This window comes from Psychrobacter piechaudii, assembly GCF_900162825.1.
Classification (GTDB): Bacteria; Pseudomonadota; Gammaproteobacteria; order Pseudomonadales; family Moraxellaceae; genus Psychrobacter; species Psychrobacter piechaudii.
This window is the reverse complement of the sequence record NZ_FUGE01000048.1, coordinates 1-23,135: the sequence shown is the minus strand read 5'-3', so window position 1 is coordinate 23,135 and position 23,135 is coordinate 1. Positions and strand designations below refer to the sequence as shown.

19 protein-coding genes and 1 pseudogene are annotated in these 23,135 nt (G+C 43.5%); all 20 read right to left on the bottom strand.

What is annotated here, in order from left to right; genetic code table 11:
* Positions 1 to 191, bottom strand: a 191-nt coding sequence (locus tag A1019T_RS13365) for a hypothetical protein (protein WP_208608009.1), incomplete at its 3' end; no start/stop codon positions are given.
* Between the two features lie 46 nt (positions 192 to 237).
* Positions 238 to 1,059, bottom strand: a complete 822-nt coding sequence (locus A1019T_RS01510) for a ferredoxin--NADP reductase (RefSeq protein ID WP_077450110.1) — start codon at positions 1,057 to 1,059, stop codon at positions 238 to 240.
* 137 nt (positions 1,060 to 1,196) lie between these two features.
* Complete coding sequence (nuoN, locus tag A1019T_RS01505) at positions 1,197 to 2,672, bottom strand: NADH-quinone oxidoreductase subunit NuoN (RefSeq protein ID WP_077450109.1); 1,476 nt, start codon at positions 2,670 to 2,672, stop codon at positions 1,197 to 1,199.
* Positions 2,672 to 4,429, bottom strand: a complete 1,758-nt coding sequence (nuoM, locus tag A1019T_RS01500; RefSeq protein WP_077450108.1) for an NADH-quinone oxidoreductase subunit M — start codon at positions 4,427 to 4,429, stop codon at positions 2,672 to 2,674. The genes nuoN and nuoM overlap by 1 nt, the downstream gene beginning before the upstream one ends.
* Position 4,430: 1 nt before the next feature.
* Positions 4,431 to 6,305, bottom strand: a complete 1,875-nt coding sequence (gene nuoL, locus A1019T_RS01495; protein ID WP_077450107.1) for an NADH-quinone oxidoreductase subunit L — start codon at positions 6,303 to 6,305, stop codon at positions 4,431 to 4,433.
* A gap of 4 nt (positions 6,306 to 6,309) precedes the next feature.
* Positions 6,310 to 6,618 (bottom strand): NADH-quinone oxidoreductase subunit NuoK, encoded by a 309-nt coding sequence (nuoK, locus tag A1019T_RS01490; RefSeq protein ID WP_077450111.1) that lies wholly within the window; start codon positions 6,616 to 6,618, stop codon positions 6,310 to 6,312.
* 152 nt (positions 6,619 to 6,770) lie between these two features.
* A complete protein-coding gene (gene nuoJ / locus A1019T_RS01485; RefSeq protein ID WP_077450106.1) occupies positions 6,771 to 7,475 on the bottom strand; it encodes an NADH-quinone oxidoreductase subunit J in 705 nt (234 codons plus the stop codon).
* Complete coding sequence (gene nuoI, locus A1019T_RS01480; protein ID WP_011960909.1) at positions 7,472 to 8,020, bottom strand: NADH-quinone oxidoreductase subunit NuoI; 549 nt, start codon at positions 8,018 to 8,020, stop codon at positions 7,472 to 7,474. Before nuoI ends, nuoJ begins: the two co-directional genes overlap by 4 nt.
* A 171-nt stretch (positions 8,021 to 8,191) precedes the next feature.
* Positions 8,192 to 9,238, bottom strand: a complete 1,047-nt coding sequence (nuoH, locus tag A1019T_RS01475) for an NADH-quinone oxidoreductase subunit NuoH (RefSeq protein WP_077450105.1) — start codon at positions 9,236 to 9,238, stop codon at positions 8,192 to 8,194.
* 1 nt (position 9,239) lies between these two features.
* Positions 9,240 to 12,257: an NADH-quinone oxidoreductase subunit NuoG gene (gene nuoG / locus A1019T_RS01470; RefSeq protein WP_077450104.1), complete on the bottom strand. Its 3,018-nt coding sequence runs from the start codon at positions 12,255 to 12,257 to the stop codon at positions 9,240 to 9,242.
* A 16-nt stretch (positions 12,258 to 12,273) separates the two neighbouring features.
* Positions 12,274 to 13,878 (bottom strand): NADH-quinone oxidoreductase subunit NuoF, encoded by a 1,605-nt coding sequence (gene nuoF, locus A1019T_RS01465; RefSeq protein WP_077450103.1) that lies wholly within the window; start codon positions 13,876 to 13,878, stop codon positions 12,274 to 12,276.
* On the bottom strand, positions 13,875 to 14,384 hold the full coding sequence (gene nuoE / locus A1019T_RS01460; protein WP_028858113.1) for an NADH-quinone oxidoreductase subunit NuoE: 510 nt from the start codon (positions 14,382 to 14,384) through the stop codon (positions 13,875 to 13,877). The genes nuoF and nuoE overlap by 4 nt, the downstream gene beginning before the upstream one ends.
* A gap of 108 nt (positions 14,385 to 14,492) precedes the next feature.
* Complete coding sequence (gene nuoC / locus A1019T_RS01455; protein WP_077450101.1) at positions 14,493 to 16,280, bottom strand: NADH-quinone oxidoreductase subunit C/D; 1,788 nt, start codon at positions 16,278 to 16,280, stop codon at positions 14,493 to 14,495.
* 184 nt (positions 16,281 to 16,464) lie between these two features.
* A complete protein-coding gene (locus A1019T_RS01450) occupies positions 16,465 to 17,133 on the bottom strand; it encodes a NuoB/complex I 20 kDa subunit family protein (protein WP_077450100.1) in 669 nt (222 codons plus the stop codon).
* Positions 17,134 to 17,143: 10 nt separating this feature from the next.
* Positions 17,144 to 17,779 carry an NADH-quinone oxidoreductase subunit A gene (locus tag A1019T_RS01445; RefSeq protein ID WP_077450099.1) on the bottom strand — a complete coding sequence of 212 codons (636 nt, stop codon included), beginning with the start codon at positions 17,777 to 17,779 and terminating at the stop codon, positions 17,144 to 17,146.
* Between the two features lie 287 nt (positions 17,780 to 18,066).
* Positions 18,067 to 18,642, bottom strand: coding sequence for a dCTP deaminase (gene dcd / locus A1019T_RS01440; RefSeq protein WP_077450098.1), 576 nt, complete (start codon positions 18,640 to 18,642; stop codon positions 18,067 to 18,069).
* 268 nt (positions 18,643 to 18,910) lie between these two features.
* Positions 18,911 to 20,008 carry a DUF2804 domain-containing protein gene (locus A1019T_RS01435; protein WP_077450097.1) on the bottom strand — a complete coding sequence of 366 codons (1,098 nt, stop codon included), beginning with the start codon at positions 20,006 to 20,008 and terminating at the stop codon, positions 18,911 to 18,913.
* Positions 20,008 to 21,258 (bottom strand): iron-sulfur cluster carrier protein ApbC, encoded by a 1,251-nt coding sequence (gene apbC / locus A1019T_RS01430; RefSeq protein ID WP_077450096.1) that lies wholly within the window; start codon positions 21,256 to 21,258, stop codon positions 20,008 to 20,010. The genes A1019T_RS01435 and apbC overlap by 1 nt, the downstream gene beginning before the upstream one ends.
* 267 nt (positions 21,259 to 21,525) lie before the next feature.
* Positions 21,526 to 22,863, bottom strand: coding sequence for a magnesium transporter (mgtE, locus tag A1019T_RS01425; protein WP_077450095.1), 1,338 nt, complete (start codon positions 22,861 to 22,863; stop codon positions 21,526 to 21,528).
* A gap of 192 nt (positions 22,864 to 23,055) precedes the next feature.
* Positions 23,056 to 23,135 (bottom strand): annotated as a pseudogene (locus tag A1019T_RS13515) (RNA-guided endonuclease TnpB family protein); the annotation flags it as partial.

Here is a 23,135-nt window from a genome sequence, read left to right as displayed (position 1 = left end):
TGAGTGTGATTGTGTACGAGTTGTTGATATCGTTTGATGAGCCTCGTATCTAGCTCCATTTTATCTATGCCATACTGGAAGATTCTATCATTCTTTTTTGCTCTTTTTAAGTTGTGTAGATACCTATGCCCTGAAGTGGGTGGTTTTACGGCGACTGGTGATAAAAAATGCCCATTAAAATTAATGGGCATTTCTATTTTAATTAGACGGGTAATTAAAGAGCAAGCTAACCGGATTTTACCAGTAATTCTCAACCGCAATATTGCCTTCACCACGACGGTTCATTTCCAGACCCATATCTTTTAAAGTCTCTTTGGTATCTTCCACCATATCCGGGTTGCCGCACACCATCACATGAGAATGTTCCTTTGTTAGTTTCTCACCAGCCACCTGTTCTAGCTTACCGCTTATTAATAGCTCTGGTAGGCGCTTATCTAATGCCCCCTCTACCTCTTCACGAGTTACGATTGGGATAAACGTAAATTTTGCAGGAGAAGTCACTAATCCACCAAAATCTTCTTCTAACGTTTTAATCAGCTCAACATACGCCAATTCAGCTTGATTACGGGCACTGTAAGCCAATACGATGTGCTCATAATCTTCCCATGTCTTCAAATCTTGAAGCATAGACAAGAAAGGCGCTAAACCAGTGCCCGTCGCCAATAGCCATAGATCTTTTGGTAAAGGCGCTTGATAGCGCGTCAAGGTTAAGAAGCCAAATGGGATGGTATTTAATAATAATTCATCACCCACTTGTAAGTGCTGTAGCTGTGAAGTGAACGCCCCATCCGGTATCACGATAGAGAAGAACTCTAAAGTCTCATCATAGGGAGAAGATACTATTGAATAGGCTCGGTAAATGTCTTCATCAGGAACATCCTGAGTGTTGTTATCCACATGATGCTTTAACTGACTTGGGTTGACACCCAGACGCACCCATTGACCTGCTGTGAATTTGAAGCTGTCAGGGCGAGTGACTGTAAAGCTAAATAAGTTAGGAGTCCAAGTCTTCTTGCTCAGTACTTCAACTTTTTGAATGTTATCTGATTTATCAGTCATAGTTTCTACTTTTTATAAGTTAATTATTAATATGTATAAAAAAAATGCTTGTAGAGCATTTCGCCCTACAAGCATACCATATCAAGCTATTTAACTCATCTAGAGCACACTACGCTCTATTTATATTTGGCCTAGATCTACCAGATAATCGATTGAGTGGCCCAAGTGATAAACTCATTAGGCAACACACCCACATACAAGACTATCAAGGTCACTAGAATAACCATTAGACCACCGGCCTGGATACCCCAGTCACTTAACGCATCAAACTCAATCGTCTTCGTCGGACGCTTAAACAGCGTTAGCATCACACGTAAGTAATAGAATAGACCAATGGCACTACCCACAACAATCATAGCGCCTAAGAACCACTCTCTGCCATCTACTGCTGCGACGATAGCGAAGAACTTAGTGATAAAGCCTGCGGTTAATGGAATACCTGCCATAGACAGCAACATCACTGTCATCACCCCAGTCAATACTGGACGACGCCAGAATAGACCTTGATAATGATAAAGCTCCGCAGCTTCACCGGCATCTTTATAAGTACTAGACATTAGGGTAATGACCCCAAATAGACCCAGTGACGTTAAAGCATACATCGCCATGTACATATTGGTGATTGAGTAAGCGCCTGGACCGATACTTACGGCCACGACCAACACATAACCCATATGCGCAATGGAGGAATAACCCAATAGACGCTTTAAGTTGGTTTGACGTAATGCCAATAAGTTACCAAATAAGATAGATAAGGTAGCGATGACAACCAGTAAGGTATTTACTGCTGGTAAGGCCAATACTGCACTATCCAACATAAATCTAATCGCCAACGCCATCATGGCAACTTTGGTAACTGAAGCTAGATAAGTGGCTACCGGTGCAGGTGCGCCTTGATACACATCTGGCGTCCAGATATGAAACGGGGCTGCAGACAGTTTAAACGCAATACCAAAGGTCATCATTGCGGCGCCAACAATCATCAATGGCGACTCAAAGACGTTACCTAATGCCTGTGCAATACCTTTGAACTCTAAGGTACCTGTTGAGGCATAAATAAAGGCCATACCCATTAGCAAGGTTGCTGAAGCGGTGGCAGACAGTACCAAATACTTTAAACCAGACTCTAGTGAGCGATCGCGCATAAAGGCATAAGCCAACATACCGTATAAAGGCACAGATAATAGCTCAAGGCTCATAAAGAATGAAGCTAAGTTGTGCGCCGATACCATTAGCAAGGCACCAACTGTCGATAATAGCAATAATAGGTACAACTCTTCTTTATGATCTTTAAAAGTCTTAAAGTAAGGATACGCTAAAGTACAACAAGCCAGTGACGCTAAGAAAATAAACACCATGTTGAACTGAGCAAAGGGGTCAATAATAAACATACCACTGACAATCACTTGCTTAGGAACCGCAAACCAGCCCATTATCTGACCGATTAAAGTGATTAAACCAACGTTTAATCCCACAACCGCTAATGTCCCCGTTAAGAAGTGTGAGCGCTTAAATGCAATGGCAATCATCACTACCAATAAGGTCACGGCGACAATAATTACTGGGGCGAAAGGTAACAATACAGGCCAAGCATTTGCTAGAAGATTATTCATTAACGTACCTCCGCTGCGGCAACTGCTGACTGTATTGACTCTACAGCTTCAAAATTAACAACTTCGTGATAAGTATAAGCATTATTGATCCACTGCATAGCATGGCTTGAAGTATCTAGCACGGTTTGTGGATATAAGCCTAACCACACCAATCCAATGGCTAAGATAAGCAATAACGTCAATTCGCGCTTATTCAAATCATGTAGATTGATAGGCTTATCGTGTGACTCTTCACCTTCATAGCTGTGATTGATCATATGTGTCGTGTTATTTTCATTGACGGCTAAAGTAGCATTAGCAGGCTGTACGGTAGCTTTTTCTAACTCAACAGAATTAACGCTGTTAGTGGCTACTGTTGCTGCTGCATACTTAGGCACAGTCTCCTCCCCAAATAAAGCACGGTAAATAAGAATTAATGAATACAATCCTGCCCATACCAAGCTGAATGTAGCGATTACTACAAATACTGGGTATTTTTCAAAAGAACCTAATAGGATTAAGATTTCACCAATAAAGTTACCGGTACCTGGGATACCTAATAAAGCTGCACAGAAGAACATTAAGAACGGAGCGTAGTAGCGGAACTGACCCCACATACCACCCATCAATGGTAATTCACGAGTATGCATGCGCTCGTATAATTGACCGGCCATAATGAACAGAGCCGCTGACGATAAGCCGTGAGCCAACATCTGAACCATAAGACCTTGCAGACTGATTAGGGTACCTGCATAGATGGCCAATACCACAAAGCCCATGTGCGAAATACTGGTATACGCCAATAGACGCTTAATGTCAGTTTGCATAAACGCCAACCAAGCACCATAGAAGATACCGATGGCTCCTAAAGTAATGGCAATTGGGGCAAACTCTTGTGAGGCTGCTGGGAATAAAGGCAGTACGAAACGAATCAAACCATAGGCAGCGGTTTTAATTAAGATACCTGCCAAGTCAACCGAACCTGCAGTGGGTGCTTGAGCGTGGGCATCCGGTAACCAGCCATGAAATGGCATGATAGGTAACTTAACTGCAAAACCAATGAAGAAGCACAGCATGATTGGGTATTCCCAACCGCCCAACTGTATGCCTAATAAATCATTGTAGTTGAAGCTAAAGATACCTGAAGTACGGTAATTCATGATGACTAGCAATAAAATACCAATCAACATAATCAGACCTGAAGCCTGAGTGTAAATGAAGAACTTAGTCGCCGCGTACTCTTTGGTCTTACCATTGGTGGCGTTATGACCCCAGATGGCAATTAGGAAGTAGATGGGAACTAACATCATCTCCCAGAAGAAGAAGAATAAGAATAAGTCGATGGCTAAGAAAACCCCGATCACCCCACCCAAACTCCATAGTAAGTTAAGATGGAAGAAACCGACACGGCGCTGAATCTCACCCCATGAACAGCCTACCGCCATAATACCTAGGAAAGCTGTGAGTGAGACCATTAACAGTGACATACCATCTAAGGCTAAATGGAAGCTGATGCCAAAGGACTCAATCCAAGGCACACTAAATTCAGCAAACCAAGGCAGCTTAGCCGTTGGCGCCAGCACTTGCTCACTCATACCCGCGAAGGCACCTTCACGCCATAAGACTAGCGTTAGGACAAAGGTGATGATCATACCGATCAAGGCGATCCAGCGTGGCAGACGATTATTAATTTTCTCTACTAACCAGCACAGCGTACCCGCGATGAACGGGGTCGCAATTAATGCTGGCAACATCCAAGCTAATTGAAATTCTGTCATCTTAAATCACCGTCGTCATGACTAGTATCAATAACACTGCCATCCCCAATCCAAAGCTTGCGGCATATCCTCGAAGCGAACCTGTCTGAGTCATGGCCATCACTTTGTTACCCGCTGAAGCAATTGCAGGTAGGATGTTCCATGTCTTATCGACTGGGTCTGCTTTAAGCATTTTACCAATTAATAAAAATGGTTTTACGAACACTAAATCATATAAGGCATCAAAGCCTAGACCATTATGGCACCAGTAATAAATAGCACCGCCTAAACTTGAGGCTTTAAACTTAGCCAACAATTTACCGTTGTTGGCCACATAAAGTAGCAAGGCTAAGATTAGGCCTGAGGCCATAGCGCCCATGGCAATAAATTCTGCTGTATGTTTGGCATGAGCCTCACCATTTAACTCTAATAAATGGCCAACACTTTCAGGCAGTACACCTTGTAGAGGTGGCGTAATTAAAGCACCCACTGCGGTAGATAATACCAGCAATACCACTAGCGGTAATTGATAAGAGATACCTGATAGTTTGTGAGCTTCAGTTTTTTCTTCGCCGAAGAAAGTAAACCAAATCATACGGAAAGTATAAAGTGAGGTTAGGAACGCCCCAAACACACCCATGTAGAATAGGACTTGATGGCCGGTTGCATAGCTTTCCCAAAGAATAGCTTCTTTAGAATAGAAACCTACAGTTACCCAAGGAATGGCTGCTAATGCACCCCCACCTACGATAAAGCACCAGAATACCAATGGAATCTTCTTACGCAGACCACCCATCTTAAAGATGTTTTGTTCATGATGCACAGCAGTAATAACCGCACCGGCAGATAAGAACAATAAAGCTTTAAAGAAAGCGTGCGTCATTAAGTGGAAGATAGCGCCTTGCCAAGCCCCAACCCCTAACGCTAAGAACATGTAACCAATTTGGCTCATGGTCGAATACGCTAAGATACGTTTGATATCGGTTTGTGCTAAAGCACAGAAGCCAGCCACAACTAGAGTAATAGCACCCACAGCACCTACCCAGTACAATAAAATGCCTGGGGTTAATATAAACAGTGGGTGTAAACGGGCAATTAGATAAACCCCGGCTGTTACCATGGTCGCGGCGTGAATTAACGCAGAAACAGGGGTTGGACCTGCCATCGCATCGGCAAGCCAACTGTGTAAAGGAATCTGTGCAGATTTACCCATCGCACCACCGACTAACATCATGGTTGCCAACACTAAGGTAGAATTGTTGGCCTCAAACATTTGCGGCGCTTGGGTAATAATATCTTGAATATTTAAAGTGCCGAACTCACGGAACAATAAGAACAGACCAAAGGCTAAAAATACGTCACCGATACGAGTAACCGTAAAGGCTTTCATTGCTGCACGGCCATTGGCTCTGTTTTGATAATAAAAGCCAATTAGCAAATAAGAACAAATACCTACCCCTTCCCAGCCTAAATAAAGAAGCAGTAAGTTGTCCGCCAATACCAACAAAATCATGCTGGCAACGAACAGGTTCATGTAGCTAAAGAAGCGAGCAAAGCCAACATCACCTTTCATATACCATGAAGCAAATAGGTGAATTAAGAAGCCCACACCGGTAATTACGCCTAACATGGTTAAGGCCAAACCATCAAAGCTTAGACCGAAAGCAGGGGCAAAGTCGCCAACCTGTAACCAGGTCCATAATGGAATGTTGATAACGGTACTGGGATCATTGGCTTGTAAATAGCTTACTGAAGCAATTAGAGCACATAAGGCAGATAAGCCCATGCTACCTACGCCCAACCATTTTGCGGCAGTTTCTGATAATTTATCACGCATTGCCGCTAAAATCAGAAAGCTGATGGCAGGAAAAATAAAGGTTAACGCTAATAAACTCATCTCATTAACCTCTCATCTCATTAGCCGAATCAATGTCTAGGTGACCACGGCGATGGTAGAACTGTAATAGAATAGCCAAGCCTAATGACGCTTCAGCTGCTGCTAAGGTTAAGATAAAGATAAACATAACTTGACCATCAGCACTTAACCAATGACTGCCGGCGACAATAAAAGCAAGTCCGGCGGCACTCATCATAATCTCTAAGCTCATTAGCATAAATAAGAAGTTACGACGAACCATAACCCCGCATAAACCAATGGCAAAAATAATGCCCGCCAATATTAGACCATGCTCCATAGGAATTGGGCCCAAAATAGAGTTTTCTACTACCGTATTATTTGGGGTACCCTGCACCATTTCGACAGATTTCATTTGCAGCGACTGAACTGAAGCTGTATCTGGATTGGCAGTATTCACAGCTGCGCCTTCAAGGCTATGCGCTGTTTCAGAGGTTGCAGTTGCCATTAACTATCCTCCTTATTGTGCAGGTTAGATCTAACATTATATTGATTATGATTGTCTATGAAGTCTTTGGCATCAATAGGTTGATAGTCATACACCTCATCGCTGTGACCTCTTGGCGCTGAATTACGGCTGGTGTGGCTTTCATTTTCATCATCCAGCGCTCTTTTACCCAAGTGGTAAGCGGCAACCAGAGCAGCCAATAACAATAAGGCTGCTACTTCTACTAAAAGTAGGTATTCAGTAAATAGAGCGATACCGACTTGCTTAGCAGAGACAGTTGCTGCGCCTATTGTGGCAGTCGCTACTGTACCCTCTGCGGTAGAAATACCGTTGCCTAAGGACAGCATATAAACCAAAACCACAGCGATAACAAAAGTTAATGCGGTAGGCACGGCCCAAACATTTGAGGCCAACCACTTGCTTTCACGAGCATCATTCTTAGTCCCTAAGTTCAACATCATAATGACGAAGACGAACAGTACTAAGATTGCCCCAGCGTATACAATAACCTGTAACGCTCCGGCAAAAGGGGCACCGATAATAAAAAAGATACCTGCCAAAGCAAGTAAAGTCACAATCATAGAAAGAATGGCATGAACAGGATTAGCGAGCATAATGACTCGCAAGCTGGCAATAATTGCCACCAAGCCTAAGGCATAGAATCCTACCAATGCAGTATTGTCAAACCAGTGTAGCCAACTCATGGCAATAGACTCCTTAAATCGACAGGTTGAGCCTCATTTTGGGCAGCACCTTTTGGTTTGTCTTTAATCGCCATACCGCTAACACGGTAATAGTTATAGTCAGGATATTTACCTGGACCTGAGATTAACAGGTGTTCTTTTTCGTATACTAAGTTTTGGCGCACATATTCTCCTAACTCGAAATCTGGAGTTAGCTGAATGGCTGTCGTTGGACAAGCTTCTTCGCACATACCACAAAAGATACAGCGCGAGAAGTTAATACGGAAAAACTCAGGATACCAGCGCCCATCTTCACGCTCAGCTTTTTGTAATGAGATACAAGCCACAGGGCAAGCTACTGCACACAAGTTACACGCCACACAGCGCTCGTCGCCATCTGGATCACGGGTTAGGACGATACGGCCCCTGAAACGTGGCGGCACAGGAACAGGCTGTTCAGGATACAATATCGTATCTCGAGGTCTAAACGCATGACTGTTAACCATCCACATAGAACGCACAATGGTAAACATGCCCACGACTGTATTTTTCAACGTTTTAAACATGTTAACTTCTCTAATTGCTTATCAGTGATAAGGCCGCTAAAGCGTTTTAACTGGCCCCATCTAACCTAATAAATAGAAGATTCAAAAACTCAGTATTTATTATCGAACCAAGTCTAACTTAACTATAATTTTCTCAAATTTGCAGTCTTGCTTTTTGTGCTTTCAGTTACCTTAAGCAGCCGAAATTAAGATTAATGCTGCGGTAATTAATAAGTTAATTAAGGTCACCGGCAGACACACTTTCCAACCGAAGTTCATCACCTGGTCATATCTTGGACGCATTAATGAGCCGCGTGCTAAGACGAACATGGTCATGAAGAATAAGGTCTTAATCATAAACCAGAAGGCAGGAGGTAAAATGGTAAAGCCTAAATTTAGAGGGGCATCCCAACCGCCAAAGAACAGACAAGTCATTAACGCTGAGATAAGCACAACGTTGACATACTCACCGATAAAGAACATACCGAACTTCATGCCTGAATATTCGACATGATAACCTTCGGCCAATTCTTGTTCTGCTTCTGGTTGGTCAAAAGGATGACGGTGTGTTACCGCAACACCCGCCACTACGAAGGTCAAGAACCCTAAAAACTGTGGGAAGATGTTCCAGTGCCAAAAGCCGCCTGTTTGTGCCTCTACAATATCACGTAGGTTAAAAGAGCCTGTCATGGCCACAACACCCATTAGAGATAAACCTAAGAACACTTCATAACTGATGGTTTGTGCTGCAGAGCGAAGGCCGCCTAATAAAGAATATTTGTTTTCAGAGGCCCAACCGCCGAACATTACCGCGTAGACTGCCATACCGGCCATGGCAAAGAAGAATAAGATACCGATATTCCAATCTGCAACCCCTAAGGTAGGAGAGATTGGAATAATGGCAAATGACACCAGGGCTGTGAACATAGCAATCGCTGGTGCTAGGATGAATATAAACTTATCAGCAAACTTGGGTGTCCAATCTTCTTTAAAGAAGATTTTTAACATATCTGCGATAAGCTGTAATGAGCCCCAAGGCCCTACTCGGTTTGGACCATAACGGTCTTGCCATAAGGCCAGCATACGACGCTCATAAACAATCATTAATGCAGCGACAATAACCACGACTAGGAAGATAACCAGAGCTTGCCCCACTAGGAATAAAGTATTCCAAGCGTCTACCGATAAGCTTTGACTTAGAAAGCCTGGCACCTCAGGGATGATTCGAATAGATTCCATATTAACCTCCCTGACCCTCTAACTGTGGTTTGTTACTTATTACTGTTGACGTTTTTGGTGGATCAATTTTTAGCACAGAGGCTGGTAAGTGACCATGTAAAATCGGCACTTGACCGACTGGATAGCCAATACAGCCTTCTGCAAGATAAGCTACGATAGTGACTGGCAACTCAACACGCTGACCCTCTACGGTGATGGCCAGCCAGTCGTTATTACTTACTTGCCAGTGCTCAGCATCTTCTGCCCCAATATAGAATGAAGGCTGCTGCATTTGTTCTGCAATTACTGGGCTTCTATGTGCCATAGCAGAGCTGCCATAGATATTATGGACTGGAACCAACTTGGCCTGACCTTGGAAAATACTGGTCTTAACAGGCTGAGCCAATTCTGGACGAATATATTCGCGTTTTGCGCGTTTTTTGGTTTCATCCATCAAATCAAATAGACGAATACCTGAATCCCCCTGTTTTAGGCTACCGCCCACTTTGTCTTGGTACTTATTCCAAGCTTGTGGTGAGTTCCAACCCGGAGCTTGAGCAAAAGGAATCATCGAGCCAGGAGTCTGGGTACCACTATACCCTTCCATCGAGAAAGTTAAGCCGGTATCAATATCTTTTGGCTGCATAGGTTCATGCACTGAGATATTAGCGCGCATAGCGGTACGGCCTGAGTAACGTCTTGGTTCACGTGCAATTTTTAGACCTGAAATACGGAAGTCTGAATCCGGTGCTGCCTGCTTAATGCCTTCTAAATTAGGATGAGTCTTAATCAACTCGTTAATAACATCATCCAATTGAGTCCAATCAAGGGGTAACTGATTTAGACTGGTTTCAACGGCATGTAGCCAGCGCCAGCCTTCTTTAATACAGTTTTTATGATCGTAATAGCTGGGATCATAGACTTGGAAGAAGCGCTGAGCACGGCCTTCGGCAGAAATCAAAGTACCATCTGCTTCCGCGAAGCTTGATGCTGGCAACACAATATCAACGAATTTATGCCAATGTAGATTTTGATGATCTAAAGCAATAACCGTTTTGTCGCTTAATAGCTCAGCTAACTTATCAATATCTAGGGCATCCGTTAGTTGGTTTTCTGCCACAATAACCGCATCAAAATCTGTTGCTAATAACTCTTCAACTGACTTACCGCCTAATAAGCAAACCCCAAAGCTATTTGCATTGCGCACGCTTAAGTATAGGCCCGCTTGCTTGCTGTATTTTTCATTAGCTTGCTTTAATTCTAAAGGCGCTTGGTTTGGCTGACGCTCTAAGTTATCAGCAGCTTTTGATTGACCCGCTTGATCTGGCTTAGCATCAAGCTCTTGATCTTCGCTGGGCTGCTGCTCAGCCTGTTGGGCACGCACTTTAGCATTATGAACTTCGATTTGCTCCAGCTCATAAGCTTTAATCTGGTCACGTTTGTCGGTCAAAGCTTGGGCAATTTGAGCAGAGGCTTCAATGATGGCTACGCTGAACTGACCGGTACCTGAGACCACTAAGGGTTTATCAGCTGTCACCAAATCTAACGCAATTTGCTGAGCCAATTCTTGCATAGCATCCGCTTGCTGCTCTTGCGGTGAGGCTTGCTTAATTTGCTCAAGGTCATTACCTAAACTCTTAATGGCATCGGCGACTGCAAAGCCTAAGCTGGCAATGTCTTCTGGTGTTGCCACACAGCTGACTTTACTGATGTCATCTAATTTGGTTTGAACCGTATCTACAATGTAAACTGGGCTTAATTCTTTTTGACCAATACGCTGCACTGGCTCTGCTAACCAAGATTCTGTTCTTAGCGCTTCAGCCATTTTGATTTTTTTATTTTTTGCCGCTTGACGAATTGCCAAAGCGATACGTGGACTGGTTTGAGTAACATCTTCACCCAAAATAAATAACGCGTCATACTCTTCAATTTCAGCCATAGTTGGGTTATAAATGCCTTGAGTAGTTAACACCTCAATACATTTCTCAACCAAACTTTGTTGGTGGCTGTTTAAACCAGTTGAAAAGTTTTCAAACCCAACCAGTTTTTTTAGTGCAAAGTTGGTCTCTAAGCTGGCTCTGGGTGATCCAATACCAATAACCTTCTTACCAGTTAAACGCTTAACAGTTTCATCTAAGGCATAGTCAACATTGATTTTGACATGCTTATCATTAATATGCTCAATGGCTTGAACCGGACGATCCTCACGATTGACATAACCATAGCTAAAGCGGCCTAAGTCACATAAGAAATAACGGTTTACTTCGCCGTTATAACGGTTTTCGATACGACGAAGCTCGCCATAGCGCTCACCCGCTGAAATATTACAGCCCGCAGAACAGCCATGACAAATGCTTGGAGCATACTGCATGTCCCATTTACGATTATAGCGGTCTGAATGTGTCTTATCGGTGAATACCCCGGTTGGGCACACTTCGGTTAAGTTACCAGAGAATTCACTTTCAAGTTGACCGTCTTTATCACGACCAAAATAAACTCGGTTATTTGAGGCATAAACGCCTAAATCTTCACCACCTGCATAGTCTTTGTAATAGCGCACACAGCGATAACACGCAATACAGCGGTTCATCTCATGGGCGATAAAAGGACCTAATTCCTGGTTATGGTGAGTCCGCTTAGTGAAGCGATAACGACGCTTATTATGACCTGACATATAGGTCATGTCTTGTAGATGACAGTGACCGCCCTCTTCACACGTTGGACAGTCGTGAGGGTGGTTGGTCATTAAGAATTCTACAATAGATTTTCGAAATGCTTTGGCCTCAGCATCATCGACTGATATGTACATGTCATCGGTAGGTGCTACCATGCATGACATGACCAATCGCCCTTTACCTGCTGCTGCATCTTCTGCATTGTTAAACTGCTTTACCGCGCACTGACGGCATGAGCCGACTGAACCGAGTGCAGGGTGATAGCAGAAATAAGGCACATCGATACCCAGTGACAAACACGCTTCTAATAGGTTGTCTGCCCCGTTTACCTCGACCTGCTTACCGTCAATATGTATGACCGCCATGCCTGTTTCTACTCCTCTACTTCACATCACTAGGGCTAGAAGTTGGGGTCTTATTCCCGGCTTCTGCGCCTGCTGTTGTATCCGAATTAACATTGCTACCGGTATCTGCGCCTGAGTTAGACGATGCCGCAGGACTGCCGCTTCCCATAGATGACATTACTTTTTTGATTTCCGACTCAGCCCACTCCGAGGTCTCAGCGTCTACTTCGACGGCTGGCACCACGATTTTGCTGTCAAATTCATGACGGAAATATTTCAGCGCACTCATTAATGGCTCCATAGCCCCAGGTGCGTGCGCACAGAAAGTCTTACCTAACCATAAATCACGGGTTAAGCCTTCTAATTTTTCAACATCACCCACTTGACCCTGACCATCATCAATGGCAGTCAATAGTTTCACGCCCCAAGGTAAACCGTCACGACAAGGGGTACAAAACCCGCAAGACTCACGTTGGAAGAATATCTCCAAGTTTTTCAGTAAGGGCACCATGTCTTGTGACTCATCAACTACCATAATTAGACCGGTACCCATACGGCTACCCGCCTTTTGGATACTATCAAAGTCCATAGGTAGATCTAAATGATCTGTGGTTAAGAAGTCGGTAGAAGCCCCACCAGGTAACCAAGCTTTTAGACGCTTGCCCTGCTTCATGCCCCCAGCAAAGTCTTCAATAATTTCACGGGCGGTATAGCCAAATGGCAGCTCCCAAAGACCAGGATCATTGACTAGACCTGAACAACCAAAGATTTTTGTTCCTGGCGTAGTACTGTTGCCTTTTTCATTTGGTAGTGATTGATACCACTCAACCCCATTAATCAAAATGGCCGGCATGTTGCTTAAGGTTTCAACGTTGTTAACAACAGTTGGACGACCCCAAGCCCCTGAAACCTGTGGGAAAGGCGGTTTAGTACGTGGGTTGGCACGGCGGCCTTCAAGACAGTTAATCAATGCAGTCTCTTCACCACAGATATAACGCCCTACCCCAGTATGCACGTGTAAATTAAAACCAAACTCTGAGCCTAAAATGTTATCGCCCAATAAGTTATTGGCCAAACACTCATCAATGGCTGCCATTAAACGCTCAGCAGCAACGATGTACTCGCCACGGATAAAGATATAGCCATCCGTTGCCCCAATAGCATGAGCAGTAATGAGCATACCTTCGATTAGCTGAAATGGCAGACGCTCCATAAGCAAGCGGTCTTTAAAGGTACCTGGCTCCATTTCATCAGCGTTACAAATTAGGTAACGCGGTCCCCCATCTGGCGGGGTCATGAATGACCACTTAAGACCGGCGTTAAAGCCTGCACCACCACGACCACGCACGTTGGCGGCTTTAATCATATCGCCGACTTCTTTTGGGGCTTTGTTTAAAGCGGTTTTTAGCCCTTCGAAGCCACGCAATGATTGATAAGTTTCTAAATCTAAAATAGCGTCATGATGGGCCAAACGCCAAGTTAACGGTTTAGTCTCAATGGTCGCGGTAGCTTTGTCACCATAAATAGGCACACGCTGATTGTTTAATTGGCTCGGCGCTTGACCTTGCTTACGACGGGCAAACTGTTCCGCAATGCTTAGTCTTGGTGTCTCGGTAGCTAATACTTGTTCATTCTGACTCATGGATAATACTCCAATAACTCGGCAACCTGATCGGGTGTAACCGGACCAAAAGTATCTTCATCAATTAACACAGAAGGGCCTTTATCGCAGTTACCCAAACAGCAGATTGGCAGTAGCGTAAAACGGCCATCCGCTGTGGTTTGACCAAATTCGATACCTAGCTGTGACTTTAGCTCAGCAGCCAGCTCTTCATAACCGGTCAAATAACAAGCAATAGAATCACAAACCAAGATAACATGGCGACCTACTGGTGAGCGATAAATACGGTTGAAGAAGGTGGCTACCCCTTCAATATCAGTTACTGGTACATCAAGTAAATTGGCAATAGCATTCACTTGAGCATCATCTACCCAACCATTACGCTTCTGTACCAGCTTTAGCGCATCTAAAGAGGCCGCTCGAGCTTGAGGATAATGATGAATGTACTCATTAATTCCCTCAATCTCTTGAGCAGTCAAGATGCTGGCAACATCTACGGTTGGGGTTTTATCGGTCACAATCTTAATCATTGTATTATTTTCTCTTTAACTGCTAGCTAGGCCTACTGTCTGACCTGCTGGCTTGATATATTAGAAAATTGAAAACTATCCGCTATCTTTTATCTGTCTGTACTGCTATCTATCCGTATCGGCCATCACAATATCAATTGAGGCTAAATAAATAATCGCGTCTGATACCAAACTGCCGTTAATCACAGAAGGCATTTGCTGTAAATGAGCAAATGTTGGGGTGCGAATACGGGTACGATAACTCATGGTTGAGCGATCTGAGGTAATGTAGTAACTGTTAATACCTTTGGTCGCTTCTACCATCATTGAGGCTTCACCAGCAGGCATTACCGGACCCCATGACACCGAGATAAAGTGGTTAATTAGGGTCTCGATATCATTTAAAGTACGGTCTTTTGGTGGCGGTACAGCCAGTGGGTGATCAGCTTTATAAGGACCTGATGGCATGTTATCCATACACTGTCTAATAATGCGTAATGACTGGCGAATTTCTTCAATCTTAACCATACAGCGGTCATAAGCGTCGCCGTTATAGCCTACTGGGATTTCAAAATCAAAGTTTTCATACCCCATATAAGGACGTGCTTTACGCAAATCGAATTCAACGCCTGTGGCACGTAGACCTGCTCCAGTTACACCCCAAGCTAGAGCCTGTTTGGCATCATACTGAGCTACGTTTTGGGTACGGCCTTTTAATACTGAGTTTTCCATAGTCGCTTTGACATACTCGTCTAAGCGCTTTGGCATCCAATCTAAGAACTCACGCACCAAACGTTGCCAACCACGAGGTAAGTCAGCCGCTGTACCGCCAATACGGAACCAAGCTGGGTGCATACGATAGCCGGTCACTGCTTCAATCACATCGTAAGCTTTTTGGCGATCGGTAAACATATAGAATACTGGGGTCATACCACCCGCATCTTGAATAAAGGTACCGAAATACAATAGGTTATTGGTAATACGGAAGAACTCACTCATCATCACGCGGATGGTTTGAGCACGTTCTGGTACCGTTATGCCAGCCAATTGTTCAACTGCCATGACATAAGGCAGCTCATTCATTACCCCGCCTAGGTAATCGATACGGTCGGTATAAGGAATGTAAGAGTGCCATGTTTGACGCTCTGCCATTTTCTCAGCACCGCGGTGGTGATAACCAATATCTGGGATACAGTCGATGATTTCTTCCCCATCAAGCTGAAGCACCAAACGGAATGCACCGTGGGCGGAAGGGTGGTTAGGCCCTAAGTTCAAGAACATAAAGTCTTCATCACGACCACTACGTTTCATGCCCCACTCTTCAGGGACAAAGCGCAGGTTTTCTTGCTCAAACTGTTGCTTAGCAGCGTTTAAGAAGTAAGGGGTAAACTCTGTGGCACGCGCATGATACTCTTTACGTAGCGGATGACCTTCCCAGTATTTAGGTAATAAAATACGGGTTAAATGTGGATGCCCTTCAAAGACAATACCGAACATATCCCACACTTCACGCTCATACCAATTGGCATTGGGCCAAATCTTAGTGGCGGTTGGGACATTAAGATCGTCTTCTGATAAGGCTACTTTAACTCGGATATCACTGTTACGCTCAAGAGACATTAAGTGGTAAAAGACCGTAAAGTCACTGGCAGGCAACCCATCACGATGTTTACGCAAACGCTCATCCATTGCAGATAAGTCTAGCAACATCACATAAGGCTTAGGCAGGGTGCGTAAGAACATTAGGATTTCAAGTAAATCACTTCGTGCAACCCAAATGGTAGGAATGCCATCAAAAGTAAATTGCTCTGTAAATTTACCCGCAAATTTTTGTCCAAGTTCACGCAGCACAGGATGCTGTGTCATATTTGGATTGGCGCTATTATTAGTCGCGTTGCTATTATCCGTTACCATGGTTACCGCTTACCTCAGAGTCATTGCAATTATTGCGAATACGGAAGGGTGAATATTTTTATGCTGGGCTCTGTACCTCGGGCACAAAACCCTTTTAACTGTCTAATTCTAACTAACTGTCTAGCTCTAACTTTACTGACTATCAATAAAACTGGCTGTCAACAAAAAATTGATAAGCCTAGTTTTAAATGCTGTCCGGGCTACGTAAATTTTTCACCGCGATACGATCGGCTTGTTTGCGATCACGCTCAGGAAGCATCTGTGGCTGATAGATTCCTTTCTCATTTACGTAAGCGCCTAATGGACGGCGTTCTTTGGTAATAGAATCTTGTAATAGCATCAAACCTTGAATTAGGGCTTCAGGGCGAGGAGGACAGCCAGGTACATAAACATCGACTGGAATAATTTTATCCACGCCTTGTACCACTGAATAAATGTCGTACATACCACCTGAGTTAGCACATGACCCCATTGAGATCACCCATTTTGGCTCAAGCATTTGTTCGTATAGACGTTGAATAACTGGGGCCATCTTCACGAAACAAGTCCCAGCCACAATCATCACGTCAGCCTGACGAGGAGAAGCACGAATAACCTCAGCACCGAAGCGTGATAAGTCATGTACGGCTGTTAAAGTCGTTGCATATTCAACGTAGCAGCATGACGTACCAAAGTTAAAGGGCCAAAGTGAGTGTTTGCGTCCCCAGTTGGCTGAGGCATGCACCATATCCTCAAGCTTACCCATAAACACGTTACGGTTTACTTCTTCCTCAAGAGGATCTGTAACGGTTTGACGTGTCTGCGCTGGATAAGTATCGGCGTCAGGATTTGCACGGGTTAGCGTATATTTCATGATATAACCCTTAAGAAGACGATTTAGTAGATGATGAAGGAGCAGAAGCTTTACTGAAATCAACCGTAGTGACATTACCAGTCACGTTGATGCGGTCGATATTAGCTAAGTGATGTTTATTGGCTTCAATGTCATTAGAGACGTTAACTTGACCAGAAGATTGGGCAGGCACTTTGCCTGTGGGGTCGGTATGTAACTCATGAATACCATTAAACTGCGTGATACTGGCCAGATCAAAACCTGCAGGAGCCTGGGTTAAGCGCTCTTTTTTACGGCGTTTATCTGAAGGTGCCCAGTTCATTGCTCCTAATTTAAGCTCGTAAACTAGACCAACAAATAAAATACCAATAAATACTGCAGCAGTGGTAAAGCCTATCCAGCCCAGTTCTCTAACGGATACCGAATAAGCATACAGGTATAAAGCTTCTAAATCGAAAATAACAAAGAAGATCGCCACAAGATAGAATTTTGCAGACATACGAATTCGGGCATTGCCAGCTCCGACAACACCCGATTCAAATACTTCTTCTTTTTCTGTACCTTGCGAGCGTCCGCCTAATAAACGGGGTACTACCAGCATGAATACAACCAAACCAATAGCTGCCAAAATGAAGGCTAATGCTGACCAATTAAAGGCGGAACTCATTTGTATATCTCCTTACTGGCACATATCCTTTGAAGCTCTTAATTTACTCATAGGATAAGAGCAGTTATATATAGGATACATCGGCTGGTAAAATTAAGGTGCTACTATACTTTTTTTAAACTATAAATGCCAATTTAATACTGAATGAGAGGGTCAGACTTCAAAATAAGATTCCCCTTTACATGCATTGATATTTATGGCTTTTTAAGGCAACACCTTTCAGTAAACCATTAATTATTAAATAATTTATCAGACATCACAGCTAGTTTTTAAATCACCGCTAACAACTACGTGCGAGGTAGAGTGACCCCTACCTGACCTTGGTATTTACCCCCACGGTCTTTATAACTGGTTTCACAAACGTCATCCGCATCACTTTGGAAAAATAGCATTTGTGCCACGCCTTCACCGGCGTAAATACGGGCTGGCAAAGTAGTGGTGTTACTAAATTCTAAAGTAACGTGACCTTCCCACTCAGGCTCAAGCGGGGTAACGTTGACGATTATACCACAGCGAGCGTAAGTAGATTTACCTAAGCAAATAGTTAAAACATCACGGGGAATTCTAAAATATTCTACTGTACGTGCTAAAGCAAAAGAGTTGGGAGGAATGATACATTCATCGCCAACGATGTCGATAAAGCTATTTTCATCAAAGTTTTTTGGGTCTACTATGGCTGAATGCACATTGGTAAAAACTTTAAACTCACGGGCACAGCGCACATCATAGCCATAGCTAGAAGTACCATAACTGACCAGCTTATCGCCAGCTTCATTAAAGCGGACTTGGCCTGGTTCATATGGCTCAATCATGCCATGTTCTTCAGCCATTCTACGAATCCAGCGGTCAGATTTAATTGACATTTTACACCCTCAAGCTATTGATTTAAAACTACTAATTTAAAATAAGATATTTATAAAAAAAGTTCAATTATATAAGATTCAACTTTTTATTTACAGCCGCATTATTGATTGTGCTGTCGAATCAGATCATTTAGTGGGGCTATTTTACGCTCATTAACAACTTTGTGCTAATACTGTGCAGTATTCCCTCATTAAAAATGTAAACAACCCCTACTAGCTTATACTTGCTTATATTTTTTATCGTGATTGGCTTGGCTGCATCTGCCCTTTACCATTTAGCAAAAAGATCTTCTGCTAGGCCCATCACTTGGTTTAAAACTATCACTTCATCATCTGCAAGCTTAATGTGGCCTGAATAATAGCCTATCCACTGCTCAAAGATACTGGCTACTAAAGCATAGTTGTCCGTTTTCTTATAGACTTTGATCGGGGTAAAGGTCAACTCAATATCGACCTTACTCCAGCCAAGATTTTGATGGCTTATGCTCCAAGCAGTGCTCTTTTCACCATCTAGATTGTCTCTTCGGAACATTACTGGTGGTAAGTGATAGATCTTACCGTCTAGCCAGCAAGCATTTTCACTAACCCCAGTTTCATTAACGCCCATAGACAAATTGAGCATAAAGTCGCGACCCTCTTCAAGCTGGGTATTAATACAGCTCCAAAACCAGTTGGTCTCGTGGCGCATAAAGCCTAAGGTCCAATCTAAATTGGCACGAGTTGAGGAGTCAAATTGAAGCCCACTCAGAGTGCTATTATCTCCATCACTGTCATTATTAGTATAATGCTTGGACGAACTGTGTAGGACTAACTCGCCAGAAGTGGAAATAAAAGGTTCTTTTTGGGTAAAGGTCCAGCCTCGTCTACCCGATGGCGAGCACACGGCAAGTGGCTGCTGAGCACGTTGTAAGTCGGCGTCCACGGTAAAGGCTTCACTATTTAATCTGACACTGACAAACTCTGGTGAAAAGTGCATTTTTACCGTTAGTTTATCGTGCTCAAACACCATCTCACCGTTTTGGTGATCACCGATAAACTGAGTATTTATAGTCAAAGGCTGCAACGCTTCAACTATCTCAAACTGTTTGCTTTCTTCATGATAAATATAAGCAAAAGCCGTCGTCGCCAGTTTAATCGTAGCAACTGCTAGGCAGATTCGATAAGGTCCATGTACTATTTGAATAAAGGCAAACTGATTGGCTTTTAGTTGTTTGCGCCACTGAGCAACAGGCTTTTGTGAAATTAAATGGCTATGGTAATCCAAATAATTTATTTGATTTATCTGGGAGAACACCCCAAATTGAGGTTGACCCTGCTGAATAAGCTTATCAACACAGGGCAAGTCATAAGCAGTTTTATTTGTCATTAGAATATACGACCATCATCACGTTTCTTAGCAAACTTCTCTATATTGGCTTCGATATTTGTAGCAATATCCAGATAGAACGGAGCATAGTCATCGCCCTGCCCGTCATTGGCAATAACACTAGGCACACCTTTGTCGGCTTGAGCTCGGATATCACTGGCTAGGGGAAGTTGACCTAATAATGGCACTTGATATTCTTTGGCAATTGACTCTCCACCGCCTGCGCCAAATATGGCTTCTGTATGGCCACAGTTTGAGCAAGTATGTATTGCCATATTCTCCACCACTCCTATCACTGGGATGCTGGTTTTATTGAACATCTCAATGCCTTTTTGGGCATCCATTAGGGCAATATGCTGCGGGGTGGTGACAATCACTGCCCCTGTGACTGGTATACGCTGAGCCAATGTTAACTGGATATCCCCGGTGCCCGGTGGCATATCAATCACCAAGTAATCCAGCATTGGCCAGTTGGTCTGATTAAATAATTGCATCAGCGCTCCGGTGGCTTTTGGACCACGCCAAGCCACAGGAGTGTTATCGCCATCAAGTAAGCTGCCAATAGATAACATGGCTAGACCATGAGCTTCTACTGGTACAAACTGCTCATTTTCTAACTGAGGCTTCACCCCTTCTACCCCAAGCATACTGGGCATAGAAGGGCCATAGATATCTGCGTCCAATACCCCAACACGATTCCCTAATTTTTGTAGTGCTAAAGCAATATTAACCGTGGTGGTAGATTTCCCCACACCCCCTTTGCCTGAGGCCACTACTAAAATATGCTTAATACGGGGATGAGGCTGCAGGCTCGATTGAGTTGGAGCACGTTTGGTAATTGGTGGCTCAGCGTCTGTAGATTTTTTTGCAGCAGCATCGATGGTTTTTGGCAAAGTCTTGGCGCCACCTTTAGTAGAGCTTACAGGCATAGCACTCTTATCAGACATGGTATCGACTCCGGTGGCTTTCGGTAACAGGGTAATATTTAAGTTAACTTCTTCTACGCCATAAGGCTTTAGTTTTAGGCCAAGCTGTCTTTGTACTTCTTCAGGATCTGCCTTTTCATCTAAACGCAAATCTAAAGTCACCGTATCCCCATGATGCTGAAACTTAATTAACTCATTTCTATCACGGCCTTGCGGATAATTAGCCATTACCTCTTTAGCCGCCGCTTCTAATTTTTCGGTTTGCTGAGACTCTTCATTTTTTAGGGTATTTTTCTGAATCGTTTTTTTTATAAAATCAAACATTATTGCCCCTTAGTAACTTATCACGACTATCTGCTACAGTACATTCGTGATTAAAACCTGAGCTGTAGGGTTTATTAAAGTTCTTCACTTTAGTATGTACCAGTATGCACCTTTATAATATAGTCTGCTAATAAGTAAACTTATGATATAACAAATCAGTTTAGCTCAATTTATGACAGAAAAAAACCACAATGACTTTAAGACTATCACCCTTTTCTTTAGTCTGAGACTCAAGCTTACTTATTTGCTGTTAGTTAGTTTGAGCTATTACAACACTAAAAACTTAGAAGCAATAAACAGATAAATAGCCACACCTGAAGCATCACACACTGAAGTAATCAAAGGAGCACTGGCGCTGGCAGGGTCAAAGCCTAGTTTGTTTAGCACAAACGGCAAGCTCATCCCAATCACACAACCAATCATGACCACAGACACCATACTCAAGGCGAGTACTAACGAGACCACCGCATCACCACGGAAATAACCAATAATAGAAATCGCCGCGGCCATAGTGATACCTAGCAATAAAGCAACCATTGCCTCACGGCCTAATAATGAGAACCAGTCCCGCATGACTACCTCCCCAGTCGCCAAGGCGCGTACCATTAAGGTAGCAGACTGAGAACCCGCGTTACCGCCGCTATCTACCAATAAAGGCAGGAAGAATACTAAGACCAGGTTAGCAGCAATCACGTCCTCAAAGTGAGCAATTCCCACGCCTGAAATTAGGTTACCAAATACTAGAAAAACCAGCCAAAACACACGTTTACGATATAATATTCGAATACTGGTGTCTTTAAAGCTACCCACTAAACTTGAAACCCCCCCTGACTTATGGAAGTCATCTGTTGCTTCATCACTGGCTACGTCCATCGCGTCATCATGGGTAACAATACCGACCAACGCTCCGTTATTGTCAATAATAGGAAGCGCAATTAGGTCATAACGAGCAATGGTCTTTGCCACATCCTCTTGGTCTTCATGTACATTGGTTGCCACCACTTTGGTCAGCATGATATCGCCAATCAACTGATCGGGTGAGGCCAAAATTAACGTTCTTAACGAGACAACCCCTTGTAGCTTGCGCTGTTCATCGATGACATAAGCATGATAAATGGTCTCGGCATCAGGGGCTTCTAATCTTAAGGCAGCCAAAGCTTCAGCCACCGTCATTTGTGCCTTTAAGGTGGCATAGTCCGACGTCATTAATGCCCCAGCTGTTTTTTCAGCATAGGCAGAAAGTCGTCTGATGTCTTCACGCTCAGCTTGAGCCAAAGCTGGTAATAAAGCATCACGCTGATTTTGGTCTAAACACTTATATAAGTCGGTTCGCTCATCCGATGGCATCTCGCCCACCAGTTTGGCAAGACTGGCCCGCGGAAATAAGAAGGCCATTTCAACTTGATCTTCTGGGTCAAGATAAGAAAAGACCGTGGCCCTATCCGGTAGCTTCTCTAGTAATTTCCACGACATATCTGGATCTAATAAAACCAATATGTCGGCAATATCGATCGGGCGCAAATCCTTTAATTGATATACGGCTTGGTCAAATTTTTGATTTTCAATAGCATTTTTTAATAATAATGCGGTCGCTTTATAATCCATAATTTGTACTCCTTGCAGCCCAGTCTTTGTTGCAAGTAACCATAGAAATAAAATAATAAAAAAGAGCCAACAGTTATCTTATTGGCTCCTGATTTAGACTCTAAATACTAGCTTTATTAGGGCAGTTGAAATAAGTGGCAGTTTAAAAAAGTCATTCATATAACAACATTTATATTTGACCTCCTCCCCTCGCTAAACCGAGGGGATTCCTACAGCTAGACGGTCAAGCCCGACCGCAAGGATGTTCTTAGCAGCATTGATATCTCTATCAT